The 13135-nt window shown below is 65.3% G+C and carries 11 protein-coding genes and 1 riboswitch; of the genes, 6 read left to right on the top strand and 5 right to left on the bottom strand.

Annotated elements, in window-relative coordinates:
* Positions 1 to 95: 95 nt before the first annotated feature.
* Positions 96 to 590 (top strand): DUF3455 domain-containing protein, encoded by a 495-nt coding sequence (locus tag ABIC03_RS11855; RefSeq protein ID WP_354058215.1) that lies wholly within the window; start codon positions 96 to 98, stop codon positions 588 to 590.
* Between the two features lie 4 nt (positions 591 to 594).
* Here the strand turns inward: ABIC03_RS11855 and ABIC03_RS11850 are convergent, their stop codons facing one another.
* Together ABIC03_RS11850 and alaS are read right to left on the bottom strand one after the other, a co-directional pair.
* Positions 595 to 1821, bottom strand: coding sequence for a cyclic nucleotide-gated ion channel (locus tag ABIC03_RS11850; protein ID WP_354058213.1), 1227 nt, complete (start codon positions 1819 to 1821; stop codon positions 595 to 597).
* A 4-nt stretch (positions 1822 to 1825) separates the two neighbouring features.
* On the bottom strand, positions 1826 to 4519 hold the full coding sequence (gene alaS, locus ABIC03_RS11845; protein WP_354058211.1) for an alanine--tRNA ligase: 2694 nt from the start codon (positions 4517 to 4519) through the stop codon (positions 1826 to 1828).
* Between the two features lie 222 nt (positions 4520 to 4741).
* A riboswitch (glycine riboswitch) is annotated at positions 4742 to 4830 on the top strand.
* A 143-nt stretch (positions 4831 to 4973) separates the two neighbouring features.
* Here alaS and gcvT point away from each other — a divergent pair.
* The 3 genes from gcvT (at position 4974) to gcvP (ending at position 9548) form a co-directional block, all read left to right on the top strand.
* A complete protein-coding gene (gene gcvT, locus ABIC03_RS11840) occupies positions 4974 to 6122 on the top strand; it encodes a glycine cleavage system aminomethyltransferase GcvT (protein ID WP_354058209.1) in 1149 nt (382 codons plus the stop codon).
* A gap of 11 nt (positions 6123 to 6133) precedes the next feature.
* Positions 6134 to 6502 carry a glycine cleavage system protein GcvH gene (gcvH, locus tag ABIC03_RS11835; protein WP_247328286.1) on the top strand — a complete coding sequence of 123 codons (369 nt, stop codon included), beginning with the start codon at positions 6134 to 6136 and terminating at the stop codon, positions 6500 to 6502.
* Between the two features lie 181 nt (positions 6503 to 6683).
* A complete protein-coding gene (gcvP, locus tag ABIC03_RS11830) occupies positions 6684 to 9548 on the top strand; it encodes an aminomethyl-transferring glycine dehydrogenase (protein WP_354059625.1) in 2865 nt (954 codons plus the stop codon).
* Between the two features lie 191 nt (positions 9549 to 9739).
* On the opposite strand, the gene recA is transcribed toward gcvP, so the two are convergent.
* Positions 9740 to 10828: a recombinase RecA gene (recA, locus tag ABIC03_RS11825; RefSeq protein ID WP_007602214.1), complete on the bottom strand. Its 1089-nt coding sequence runs from the start codon at positions 10826 to 10828 to the stop codon at positions 9740 to 9742.
* A 250-nt stretch (positions 10829 to 11078) separates the two neighbouring features.
* Here recA and ABIC03_RS11820 point away from each other — a divergent pair, with 250 nt between their 5' ends.
* On the top strand, positions 11079 to 11246 hold the full coding sequence (locus tag ABIC03_RS11820) for a hypothetical protein (RefSeq protein WP_275170048.1): 168 nt from the start codon (positions 11079 to 11081) through the stop codon (positions 11244 to 11246).
* A 718-nt stretch (positions 11247 to 11964) separates the two neighbouring features.
* Here ABIC03_RS11820 and ABIC03_RS11815 read toward each other — a convergent pair.
* Positions 11965 to 12222, bottom strand: a complete 258-nt coding sequence (locus tag ABIC03_RS11815) for a DUF2798 domain-containing protein (RefSeq protein ID WP_354058206.1) — start codon at positions 12220 to 12222, stop codon at positions 11965 to 11967.
* Positions 12223 to 12596: 374 nt separating this feature from the next.
* Here ABIC03_RS11815 and ABIC03_RS11810 point away from each other — a divergent pair, with 374 nt between their 5' ends.
* Positions 12597 to 12830 carry a DUF6894 family protein gene (locus ABIC03_RS11810; RefSeq protein WP_275170045.1) on the top strand — a complete coding sequence of 78 codons (234 nt, stop codon included), beginning with the start codon at positions 12597 to 12599 and terminating at the stop codon, positions 12828 to 12830.
* A gap of 9 nt (positions 12831 to 12839) precedes the next feature.
* Here the strand turns inward: ABIC03_RS11810 and ABIC03_RS11805 are convergent, their stop codons facing one another.
* Positions 12840 to 13094 carry a hypothetical protein gene (locus ABIC03_RS11805; RefSeq protein ID WP_275170044.1) on the bottom strand — a complete coding sequence of 85 codons (255 nt, stop codon included), beginning with the start codon at positions 13092 to 13094 and terminating at the stop codon, positions 12840 to 12842.
* Positions 13095 to 13135 lie beyond the last annotated feature (41 nt).

Below are 13135 nucleotides of genomic sequence, written 5' to 3'. Positions count from 1 at the left end.
TCCGCAATTTCGCCCGACTGGGTCGGACATCATCACGGGCCGCGTCGCAAGCGCGGCCCGTTCGCTTTTTTGGACCTTTGCGCGGAGATGCGACCATGTCGATCAAGCTTGCCGTTCCCTGCCTGATGCTGCTCGCTGGACCGGCTGTGGCCGCCGACCCGCTCCCCGACGCCATCGCAGCGCCCGGCGAGAGCGTCGTGCTCAGCGTCCACGCCGAGGGCGCGCAGGTCTATGAGTGCAAGGCCGGCACCGACGGCAAGCTCGCCTGGACGTTCCGCGAGCCGATCGCGACGCTGCTGTCCGAGGGCAAGACCATCGGCCGGCATTTTGCCGGGCCGAACTGGGAGCATGCCGACGGCAGCGCCGTGGCCGCCAAGGCCGCCGGCAATGCCCCGGGTACCACCGCGGCCGACATTCCCTGGCTGAAGCTGGAAGTGACGACCCACCGGGGCAGCGGCGTCCTCACGCCGGTTACGACGGTTCAGCGCATCAACACCCATGGCGGCAAGCTCGATGGTTCTTGCGAGAAGGCTGGCGATTTCAAGAGCGCGCCCTACTCGGCCGACTACGTCTTCCTGAAGAAAGGCTGAGCCCTCAGCGGTCGGTGCCTTCGCGCTCGGCCTGCGCCAGCTCCGCCACCGCAAGGTCGCCGCTCCCCTCCAGCCGCGCCTTTGCCGTCCTGTGGACGTGCGCGGCAAGCGTCGGCATGCGTTCGATCAGGGCGTGAAAGTCCTGGGCGTCGAGCACCAGCAGCCGGGTCTTGCGCGTTGCCGTCACCGTCCCGCTGCGTTTGGTTTTGTGCAGCAGCGCGATCTCCCCGAAGAAGGTGCCATCCGCGAGCCGCACCTGCTGGTTCGGCAGCGCGATCTCGACCTCGCCGGCGGTGATGAAATACATCGACGAAGCCGCATCGCCCCGCCGCACCAGGATCTCGCCCTGCTCGATCGTGCGCGCCCGAAGCAGCCGCATGATGTCGGCGATCTCGGATGCGCTGAGATGCGAGAAGAGCGGCACCCGCGCCAGCATGCCCCAGGTCACGACAAAGTCGCGCCGCTTCACCTCTTCCGCAAAGGCCGTCGATATGATCGCGACCGGCAGCGCGATCATGGCAAATCCGCTGATGATGGTGAAGACGGAGATGAACTTGCCGAGCGCCGTCACCGGCACGACATCGCCATAGCCGACGGTGCCGAGCGTCACGATCGCCCACCACATCGCCTGCGGAATGGTGCCGAGCTTGTCCGGCTGCACGTCGCGCTCGATGGCGTAGAGCAGCGAGGCAAAGGTCAGAACCGCGCCGATCAGGATGACGATGCAGCCGATCAGCGCCCGCCGCTCGGCGTGCACGGCCGCGAGCAGCGAACGCATCGCCGGCGAATAGCGCACCAGCTTGAAGAACGGCAGCACGCCGAGCGCCGCCAGCGTCGCATGGCGGCCAGTAGCGAGCACGACCGCAGCCGGCAGGAACGCGAGGAGATCGATGATGCCGAGTGCGGAGAAGACATAACTGAGCCGGTCGGACAGCGCGGACGCCGGGCGCTGGGTATGGCCCGCCACCGTCCACAGCCGCGCGGCATATTCCAGCGCAAACACGATTACGGCGAGAATGGAGATGCCTGCGAACAGCGCACCGAATTGCGCGTCGAGCTCCGGCACCGAGGCAAGGATCATCGCGGCGACGTCGAGCACGATGACGCCGATGATCAGCTGGATGAAGCGCGACCCAACCGAGTAGGCCAGCGGATCGTGCTCCAGAAATTCGTAGAGGCGATCCCTCAGATTGGGATCGGTTGAGCCACGTCCTCGCGGAACGGGGCGCACCTGCTTACGCGCCGGCCGATTTTTGTTCAGTCATGGCTTTTTCGATCGCCGTGAGCGCCGCGGCCGCATTCGCGCCGTCGGGGCCGCCGGCCTGAGCCATGTCGGGCCGCCCGCCGCCGCCCTTGCCGCCGAGCGCTTCGGAGGCGACCTTCACCAGATTGACCGCATTGAAGCGCGAGGTGAGGTCAGCGGTGACGCCGACCACGACGCCGGCCTTGCCGTCCTCGGTGACGCCGACGATGGCGACGACGCCGGAGCCGATCTGCTTCTTGCCGTCGTCGGCAAGGCTCTTGAGATCCTTCATCTCGATGCCCTCGACCGCGCGCGCCATCAGCTTGACGTCACCAACCTCGCGCACGCCGGAGGCCGCGCCGTTGCTCGAAGCTGCACCGCCGCCCATCGCCAGCTTCTTGCGGGCGTCGGAGAGCTCGCGCTCGAGCTTCTTGCGCTCTTCCATCAGCGCGGCAATGCGCGCCGGGACGTCGTCGATCGAGGTGCGTAGCTCGTGCGCCGCGGTCTTCGCCAGCGCCATGGTGTCGTTGGCGTGTTTGCGCGCGTAGTTGCCGGTTAAAGCCTCGATGCGGCGCACGCCTGAGGCGACCGCGCTCTCGCCCGTCAGCGTGATCAGCCCGATGTCGCCGGTGCGCCTGACATGGGTGCCTCCGCACAGTTCGACCGACCAGCCGAGTGCGTTGGCGCCGCGCTCGCGCGCGGTGCGGCCCATCGAGACGACGCGAACCTCATCGCCATATTTCTCGCCGAACAGCGCGCGTGCGCCGGCCTCACGGGCCTCGTCCACGCCCATGACGCGGGTCGAGACTTCGTCGTTCTCCAGCACCACGTCGTTGGCGATGTCCTCGACGCGCGCGAGCTCTTCCGCCGTGATCGGCTTCGGATGCACGAAGTCGAAACGTAAACGGTCCGGCGCGACCATCGAGCCGCGCTGGGCAATGTGGTCGCCAAGCACCTGGCGCAGCGCCTCGTGGATGAGATGCGTGGCCGAGTGATGCGCGCGGATCGAAAAGCGCCTGCCGTGATCCACTTCGAGCTGCAGCGCGGTGCCGAGCTTCAGCTCGCCGCTCTCGACCGTGCCGACGTGAACGAAGAAATCGCCGAGCTTTTTCTGCGTGTCGGTGACGCGGAATTTGATGCCGCCCTCGCCGGTCAATACGCCGGTGTCGCCGACCTGCCCGCCGGACTCCGCGTAGAACGGCGTCTGGTTCAGCACGATCGCGCCGGTGTCGCCGGCCTTGAGGCTCGCGGCGTCCTTGCCGTCCTTGACCAGCGCGGTCACCACGCCTTCGGCGCTCTCGGTCTCATAACCCAGGAATTCGGTCGCGCCGAGCTTCTCACGCAGCGGGAACCAGATCGCCTCGGAAGCAGCTTCGCCAGACCCCTTCCAGGACTCGCGTGCCTTGGCCTTCTGACGCTCCATCGCGTCGGTGAACGAGGCCTGATCGACGCTGATGCCGCGCGACTTCAGCGCGTCCTGCGTCAGGTCGAGCGGAAAGCCGTAAGTGTCGTACAGCGTGAAGGCGACGTCGCCGTCGAACATATCGCCCTTCTTTAAGGACGCGCTCTTCTCGTCGAGAATGGCGAGGCCGCGGGTCAGCGTCTTGCGGAAGCGGGTCTCTTCCAGGCGCAGCGTTTCCTCGATCAAATTTTCCGCGCGCATCAAATCCGGATAGGCCTGGCCCATCTCGCGCACCAGCGCCCAGACCAGCCGATGCATCAGCGGTTCTTTCGCACCTAACAACTGCGCATGGCGCATCGCGCGGCGCATGATCCGGCGCAGCACATAGCCGCGGCCCTCGTTCGAGGGCAGCACGCCGTCGGCGACGAGGAAGGCCGACGAACGCAGATGGTCGGCGATGACGCGGAACGAGGCCACGGTCTTCTCATCCGGTCCGCTGCCGAGCGCGGACGCCGTCGCATCGATCAAATGACGGAACAGGTCGGTCTCGAACACGCTGTCGACGCCATGCATGATGCAGGCCATGCGCTCCAGCCCCATGCCAGTGTCGATCGAGGGACGCGGCAGCGCCACGCGCTCCTCCTTCGTCACCTGCTCGTACTGCATGAAGACGAGATTCCAGAATTCGAGGAAGCGATCGCCATCCTCCTCCGGGGAGCCCGGCGGCCCGCCCCAGATGTGATCGCCGCGATCGATGAAGATCTCCGAGCACGGGCCGCACGGGCCGGTGTCGCCCATCGCCCAGAAATTGTCCGAGGTCGGGATGCGGATGATGCGATCCTCGGAGAAGCCCGCGATCTTCTTCCACAGTCCGGCCGCCTCATCGTCGGTGTGGTAGACCGTGACGAGCAGCTTGTCCTTCTTCAGACCGAATTCCTTCGTGATCAGCGTCCAGGCCAGCTCGATCGCGCGCTCCTTGAAATAGTCGCCGAACGAGAAGTTGCCGAGCATCTCGAAGAAGGTGAGATGGCGCGCGGTGTAGCCGACATTGTCGAGGTCGTTGTGCTTGCCGCCGGCGCGCACGCATTTCTGCGACGTGGTGGCGCGCTGATAGGGCCGCTTCTCGACGCCGGTGAAGACGTTCTTGAACTGCACCATGCCGGCATTGGTGAACATCAACGTCGGATCGTTGCGCGGCACCAATGGCGAGGACGACACGATCTCGTGGCCGTTCTCGGCAAAGAAGTTCAGAAAGGTCGACCTGATCTCGTTGACGCCGCTCATGTTCATCCAATCGGGTGTGCTTGCACCCGCCTTCCAGCCATCCAAACCGCGAGTTTGGGCTGATATCTGCGGGTCAAAGCGCTTTTAGACAAGGCCAGCTTCGCTGTCCAGAAACTGTGCAGACAGATCAAGGCGTTGCCGCAGTCGCGTAATCCGTTGGAAAGCCGCCGATGCCGCGTTGACAGGCTTGGCCGGCCTGTGGTCTTTAGCCATCTGTATGGTACGGCCACGTCGGGAGAGACCGGCACTGGTGCCGGCGCCGAAGGAGCAACCGCCCCGGAAACTCTCAGGCAAAAGGACCGCGTGGCTTTGACAGCATCTGGAAAGAGGCGCCGACGGGTTTAGGTCCGGACAGCGTCCGCCGACGGGATAATACTCTCAGGCACAGCGACAGATGGGGCTTCGACTGGTGTCCACGGGAAATCGTTCCCGGGGAACCGCCGAGGGCCCCCCGATGCTTGCGCGTGACGACAAAGACTCCCTGAAACGCACCCCCCTTTACAACCTGCATGTCTCGCTCGGCGGCAAGATGGTGCCGTTCGCGGGCTATGACATGCCGGTGCAATATCCGGCCGGAGTCCTGAAGGAGCACCTTCATACCCGCGACGCAGCCGGCCTGTTCGACGTCTCCCACATGGGCCAGATCGCGCTCCGGCCGAAATCCGGCAAGGTCGAGGACGCCGCCCGCGCGCTGGAACGGCTGGTGCCGCAGGATATTTTGGCGATTGCGCCGGGCCGGCAGCGCTACGCCCAGTTCACCAATGCCGAGGGCGGAATTCTGGACGATCTGATGGCCGCCAATTTCGGCGATCACCTCTTCCTGGTCGTCAACGCCGCCTGCAAGGCAGAGGACGAGGCTCATCTGCGCGCGAATCTCTCGGACGACTGCATGATCGATTCGCTTGCCGACCGCGCGCTGATCGCGCTGCAGGGCCCGAAGGCGGAATCGGCGCTGGCGAAATTATGTGCAGAGGCGCCCGCCATGAAGTTCATGGATGCCGGCCCGCACAGGGTTGCCGGTCTCGACTGCTTCGTCTCGCGCTCCGGCTACACCGGCGAGGACGGATTCGAGATTTCGGTTCCTGCCGGCGATGCCGAACGGCTCGCCAAGGCGCTGCTGGACAATCCGGACGTCATGCCGATCGGGCTCGGCGCCCGCGACAGCCTGCGGCTCGAGGGCGGGCTCTGTCTTTACGGCCACGACATCGATACCGCGACCACGCCGGTCGAGGCCGCGCTGGAATGGTCGGTGCAGAAGAGCCGCCGCACCGGCGGCGCGCGCGCCGGCGGCTTTCCCGGCGCGGAAAGGATTCTGGCCCATTTCGACCACGGCGCATCCCGCCGCCGCGTCGGCCTGCGTACCGAGGGCCGCGCGCCGGTGCGCGAGGGCGCGCTGCTGTTTGCGAACGCGACCTCTCACGAGCCGATCGGAAAGGTCACCTCGGGCGGCTTCGGCCCGAGCCTGAATGCGCCGGTCGCGATGGGCTATGTGCCCACAGCATCGAGCGCGATCGACACGAAACTCTTCGCCGAGGTGCGCGGCCAACGCCTGGCCGTGCAGGTCGCCGCCATGCCCTTCGTGAAAAACACCTACAAACGCTGAGGACTGAGAAAATGACCACGACGCTCTACACCTCCGACCACGAATGGCTCGCGATCGACGGCGATGTCGCCACGGTCGGGATCACCGACTACGCGCAATCGCAGCTCGGCGACGTCGTGTTCGTCGAATTGCCCAAGCTCGGCCGCACGCTGAAGAAGGCCGAACCCGCCGCCGTCGTGGAGTCCGTCAAGGCCGCCTCGGATGTCTACGCGCCTGTTAGCGGTGAGGTGCTCGAGACCAACCCCGAGCTCGCGAGCGAGCCGGCGCTGGTAAACTCGGATGCGCAGGGCAAGGCGTGGTTCTTCAAGATCAAGATGGCCGACAAGAGCGAGCTCGGCGGTCTCATGGACGAAGCGGCGTACAAGGCCCACACGGCGTGAGATGAGAACAACTCGAACCACACTCTCGGTGTCATCGTCCGCGAAGGCGGACGATCCAGTACGCCGCGGCCCATCGGCCCTAGCCGAAGCGGCTGCGTTTACTGGATGCCCCGCCCCCGTGCGCAAGTGCGCACTAGGCGGGGCATGACGGCGACAGCGAACTCTGAAGCGAGGACCCATGATGACCGCGCACCGCAAATCCAACGGCGACACCGCCAGCTTCGTTCGCCGCCACATCGGCCCCTCGGCACGCGATGTCACCGCGATGCTCGAGGCCGTCGGCGCGAACAGCGTCGATGCGCTGATGGCGCAGACGCTGCCGGCCTCGATCCGGCAGGCCGCCCCGCTCGATCTCGGCAAGCCGCTCAGCGAAACCGAGGCGATCGCGCATATGGCCGAGCTCGCCGCCCAGAACCAGGTCTTCACCTCGCTGATCGGCCAAGGCTATTCCGGCACGATCTTGCCTGCGGTGATCCAGCGCAACATCTTGGAGAACCCGGCCTGGTACACGGCCTACACGCCCTACCAGCCCGAGATCAGCCAGGGCCGGCTCGAGGCGCTGCTCAACTTCCAGACCATGATCTGCGATCTCACCGGGCTCGACGTCGCCAACGCCTCGCTGCTCGACGAAGCCACCGCGGCGGCGGAAGCGATGGCGCTCGCGGAGCGGCACTCGAAAGTTGAAGCAAAAGCCTTCTTCGTCGACAAGGACGTGCATCCGCAGACGCTCGCGGTGATGCGCACCCGCGCGGAGCCCCTGGGCTGGACCTTGGTCGTCGGCGATCCCCTCACCGATCTCGACAAGACGGACGTGCTTGGCGCGCTGCTGCAATATCCGGGCAGTTCAGGCGCTGTGCGCGATCTCAGGCCTGCGATCGCCAGCCTGAAGGCCAAGGGCGCGCTCGCGATCATCGCTGCCGATCTCCTCGCCCTGACACTGCTCGCCTCGCCCGGCGAGCTCGGCGCCGACATCGCCATCGGCTCTGCCCAGCGCTTCGGCGTGCCGATGGGCTATGGCGGACCGCACGCGGCCTACATGGCGGTGCGCGATGCGCTGAAGCGTTCGCTGCCGGGCCGCATCGTCGGCCTCTCCGTGGATTCGCGCGGGATGCCTGCCTATCGCCTCGCGCTGCAGACCCGCGAGCAGCACATCCGTCGCGAGAAGGCGACCTCCAACATCTGCACCGCGCAGGTGCTGCTCGCGGTGATCGCCTCGATGTATGCGGTCTATCACGGCCCCGAAGGCTTGACGCAGATCGCGCGCAATGTGCATCGCCGCACCGCGGTGCTGGCTGCCGGCCTGCGCAAGCTCGGCTTTGCGCTGCAGTCCGACAGCTTCTTCGACACACTGAGCGTGGACGCCGGCGCCAAGCGTGCCGAGATCGTCGCGCGCGCGGCCGCCGAGAAGATCAATCTCGGCGTTGGCGACGACAGCTTGCGCATCGCGCTCGACGAGACCACGACGCCCGCGACGGTGGAAGCGGTTTGGCGCGCCTTCGGCGGCGAGCTCGCCTATGCCGAGATCGACGCGACCACACGCGAGGCGCTGCCGGAGGCGCTCAAGCGCGCGACCTCCTTCCTCACCCATCCCGTCTTCCATGCGCATCGCTCGGAAACCGAGATGCTGCGCTACATGCGCAAGCTCAGCGATCGCGACCTCGCGCTCGACCGCGCGATGATCCCGCTCGGCTCGTGCACCATGAAGCTGAACGCGACCACCGAGATGATGCCGCTGACCTGGCCGGAATTCGGCAGCCTGCACCCGTTCGCCCCGCGCGAGCAGGCGAAGGGTTACTACGCGCTGTTCGCGCGGCTGGAAAAATGGCTGTGCGACATCACCGGCTATGACGCGATCTCGCTGCAGCCGAATTCGGGCGCGCAAGGCGAATATGCCGGGCTGCTCGCGATCCGCGGCTATCACGCGGCGCGTGGCGAGACGCATCGCAAGATCTGCCTGATCCCCTCCTCCGCCCACGGCACCAATCCGGCCTCGGCCGCGATGGTCGGCATGGACGTGGTGGTGGTCGCCTGCGAGAAGAACGGCGACGTCGACGTCAACGATCTCCGCGCCAAGGCCGAAAAGCATTCGAACGACCTCGCCGCTGTCATGATCACCTATCCCTCGACCCATGGCGTGTTCGAGGAGCATATCCGCGAGATCTGCGACATCGTGCATGGCCATGGCGGCCAGGTCTATCTCGACGGCGCCAACCTCAATGCGCAGGTCGGCCTTAGCAGGCCCGGCGATTACGGCGCCGATGTCAGCCATCTCAACCTGCACAAGACCTTCTGCATCCCGCATGGCGGCGGCGGCCCGGGCATGGGACCGATCGGCGTCAAGGCGCATCTCGCGCCGTTCCTCCCGGGTCACCCCGTGACGGATGGGAAAGCGCCAGTCGGCCCGGTCTCGGCAGCGCCGTTCGGCTCAGCCTCGATCCTGACCATCTCCTACATCTACATCCTGATGATGGGCGGCGAAGGCCTCAAGCGCGCCACCGAGATCGCGATCCTCAACGCCAACTACGTCGCAGCACGGCTCGATGCGCATTTCCCGGTTCTCTACAAGAACGAGAAGGGCCGCGTCGCGCATGAATGCATCGTCGACCCCCGCGCGCTGAAGACGACGTCCGGCGTCACCGTCGACGACATCGCAAAGCGCCTGATCGACTACGGCTTCCACGCGCCCACCATGAGCTTCCCGGTACCGGGCACGCTGATGATCGAGCCGACCGAATCGGAATCCAAGGCGGAGCTGGATCGTTTCTGCGATGCCATGATCGCGATCCGGAAAGAAATCGCCGAGGTCGAAGCCGGCCGCTTCAAGATCGAGGCGTCGCCGCTCCGCCACGCCCCGCACACCGTGCACGACATCGCGGATGACGATTGGAAGCGCGCCTACACCCGCGCCGAGGGTTGCTTCCCCGCGGGCACCTCGCGCACCGACAAATACTGGAGCCCGGTCGGGCGTGTCGACAACGTGTATGGTGACCGCAATCTGGTGTGCTCGTGTCCGCCGGTGAGCGATTACGCGGAGGCCGCGGAGTAGGAATAGGGCGCGACCAATGAGCGGCTCTCGCGATCCCATCGCCACAGCCGCTCGTTTGTCAGTTCAGCTTCTTAGGATGGGTAGAGCGAAGTGAAACCCATCACCCCACGCAAAACGAAACAGGCGCCGAAGACGTCGGCAACTCAACGTCCTCAGCGCCCGCTCCTCGCGAAAAACTTTAACGTTGAAGCTTACTCGTCTCCCGGCTCCTCGCCGTCGGCGTCACGCTCGGGGCTGCCGGCGAGAATCTGCTCGGCGATCAGGCCGGAGTTCTGGCGGATCGAGGTCTCGATCTTGGCGGTAATGTCGGGGTTGGCCTTCAGGAACGCCTTCGAATTCTCGCGGCCCTGACCGAGGCGCTGGCTGTCATAGGAGAACCATGCGCCGGATTTCTCGACGATGCCGGCCTTGACGCCGAGATCGAGAATCTCGCCCATCTTGGAGACGCCCTCGCCGTACATGATGTCGAACTCGACCTGCTTGAAGGGCGGTGCCAGCTTGTTCTTGACGACCTTGACGCGGGTGGTGTTGCCGACCACTTCGTCGCGCTCCTTGATCGCGCCGATGCGGCGGATATCGAGGCGGACGGAGGCATAGAATTTCAGCGCATTGCCGCCGGTGGTGGTTTCCGGCGAGCCGTACATCACGCCGATCTTCATGCGGATCTGGTTGATGAAGATCACCATGGTATTGGACTTGTTGATGGACGCCGTCAGCTTGCGCAGCGCCTGGCTCATCAGGCGGGCCTGCAGACCCGGCAGCGCATCGCCCATCTCACCCTCGAGCTCGGCCTTCGGCACCAGCGCCGCGACCGAATCGATCACCAGCACGTCGACCGCGCCGGAGCGCACCAGCGTGTCGCAGATTTCCAGCGCCTGCTCGCCGGTGTCCGGCTGCGAGATCAGGAGCTCGTCGATGTTGACGCCCAGCTTGCGCGCATAGACCGGGTCGAGCGCGTGCTCGGCGTCGATGAAGGCGCAGATGCCGCCCTTCTTCTGCCCTTCCGCCACCGTGTGCAGCGCCAGCGTGGTCTTGCCCGAGGATTCCGGCCCGTAGATTTCCACGACGCGCCCTTTCGGCAGGCCGCCGATCCCGAGCGCGATGTCGAGCCCCAACGAGCCCGAGGAGACCGCCTCGACATCCATCGAGCGGTCGTTCTTGCCGAGCTTCATCACCGAGCCCTTGCCGAACTGCCGCTCGATCTGGGAGAGCGCGGCGGCCAGAGCTTTACTCTTGTCCATGGAAGATCCTTCGACGATACGCAGGGCAGTGGTGGACATTGGGTCGTGCTCCTTATGGCGAGGATTCGCTAGAGGGACAAACGGCTGGCGAGGCGGCGCGGCGATAAAAACAATGTACCCTATTTGTTCTAGGTTCGCAATATGTTCTTTTGCGGATTATGGCGCTGCCTGACGCGCATCAAAGACGGATGAGCTGCGCGCCGTCAGAATTCCGTAATCCTGCGGCACCGAACCTTTTGCGGCCTGCGGTCTTCTCTTGGATGGGACCGCAACTCTGGGGACCTCAGTCATGACGAACAACACGCATCACGATACGACCCGCCGCAATCCGCTGTTGGAGGCGGCGCGGGAGGAGATGATCAAGTTCGAGCGCAAGGAAAACGAGTTCCGCAAGAAAGATCGCCAAGAGCGTGCCGCCGAGCTCCATTTGCCGCTGGACGCGATCAAGCTTCAATAAGGCCGCCACGACGAGGGTTTAGGAGCTGACCGAGGCCCGCTTGCGACTCGTGGGGCGATGGAGGTGTTCGCCAGCGGCAATGCTCCGGCGACGATGCCGGAGCGGCCGCCTGTTGATTTCAAGCAGATTGGCACGGGAATCGGGATTCAGGATTCGGATGGCCGCGGAGGCGAATCCGAGCCGATACGGTATCTAAATACTACCAATAAACCGTTGATTGGACGATGGAATTTGTAGGCGGGCTACTGTGCATGGGGTTGTTTTCGCGTTTTTGAAAGGCGCACATGGGCCTTTCGACCCCGTGTCCCGGCACCCAACGCCGCCTACAGCAGAACCAGCAACCCGATGCCGATCACCAGCACTACGAAGCCAGCCGCCGTCGCGGCGGCGAATGACCGCTCTACGTTGTCCATGATGCCACCCCGTTGCCGGCACGCCACGTTTCCCCCATGGCAGCACCGTCGCTGCGGAATCTCGCCTGCGGTTGTGTCCTGAGTTGTGCGAACGGATGTCGAAATTGGGACCGGTGCAGGGCCAGTGTGCGGCCCCGAGCTCTGGGCCTTCGCTGCCGCCGTCAGGCCTTGTCAGGCTGTCGTAAGCTGAGCCGGCTAGGGTCGTCCGGCTATGGTGTTGCAGCCCAGCACCTCAGCCTCCAATAACCTTTTCCCCGCTTGGCTCTCCAAGCGGGGTTTTTTCATGCCGGTTTTCATGCCGACTTTCATGCCGGCCGGCCGGTTTGCGAACCGCCCTCCTCCTGCGTCAGCCGCAGCGAGAAGGCGCGGATCGCAGGCGCCGCCAGCAGCACGATCGGCAGCATCGCCGCCCATGCGATCAGCCACGACACCAGCCAATGCGCGAGGAACTCCAGCGCGTTCCCTGCGGGAAGGCTGGCGATGCCCGCGGCGACCAGCGAGGTCAGTCCGGACTGGATGATTCCGAACACGAAATGAGAATAGCGGCGGGGAATGCCCAGCATGATGCGCCCATGTTCCTTAGCCTCATCGGGCCAAGCAAGGCACATGCCGCCGCGCGCCGGACGACGCCGTTGCCCGGTCCAGGAACTCTGTTCATGGCCGGAGAACCACGGGAGAGGCCTCGCGCCGCCGCCGGGCGGCCGGCGCATCGATCGGGAGCTGAAGGCGATCGGGCGCGAAACCGCCTGAACGGCCGGACCGAGATCGTCGGCGGGATGGCGCCCCTGCGCGCTGCAGCCGCCATGACAGCAGGGCGCGCGGCGTCCATGGGGGCTATTCCGTAGCCGCCCGGAATTGATCTGCCGATGGTTTGGGATTGGACTGCCCGCGATTATGGCCGTGGGGACTGAGCCATCAGGCGCGATCGGTGCGAACCATGCCGCTCTACTTTTTTCGAATCCGGAACGGCAGCTATTCCGGCTGTGCCGACCAGGCGTCGGAATTTGCCGATCGCGATTCGGCCTGGAAGGAGATGACCAGCGTCTGCGCCGACATGGCCGCCGGCATCGCCCGCAAGCTGCAGGAAAATTCCGAATGGCACATGGAGCTGCTGGACGAAGCCAAGGAGCCCGTGTTCCGGATCCGCATCACATCCGAAACCTTCGAATAGAGGCCGGCCCTAATCCGCGCTGGGCAGGCGCCGCATCGTGAATTCGATGTCGCCGCCGGGCAGTTCGCGCCAAGTCTCGACCGCGCTCATATAGCCGGCCTTGGGGTAGCGGGCGAAGAAAGCCTGCGCCCTCTCCCGCGCCGCCGCGCGCGGCAGCGTGAAGGTCTCGCGCAGATAGCCGTCGCCGGCCATCGGGTCGGGCTTGCCGCCCATCTTGCGCCGGCGCGCCATCCGCTCGGCGAGATCCCGCGGACGATCGGCCATGTTCTGCTCTCCTCGACGCAATACGCTCCCACTCAATGTAG

Origin of the sequence: Bradyrhizobium sp. RT6a, from assembly GCF_040547675.1 — a bacterium.
GTDB lineage: Bacteria > Pseudomonadota > Alphaproteobacteria > Rhizobiales > Xanthobacteraceae > Bradyrhizobium.
Note: the sequence above shows the minus strand (reverse complement) of the source record. Positions and strands in the feature narration are given on the sequence as shown.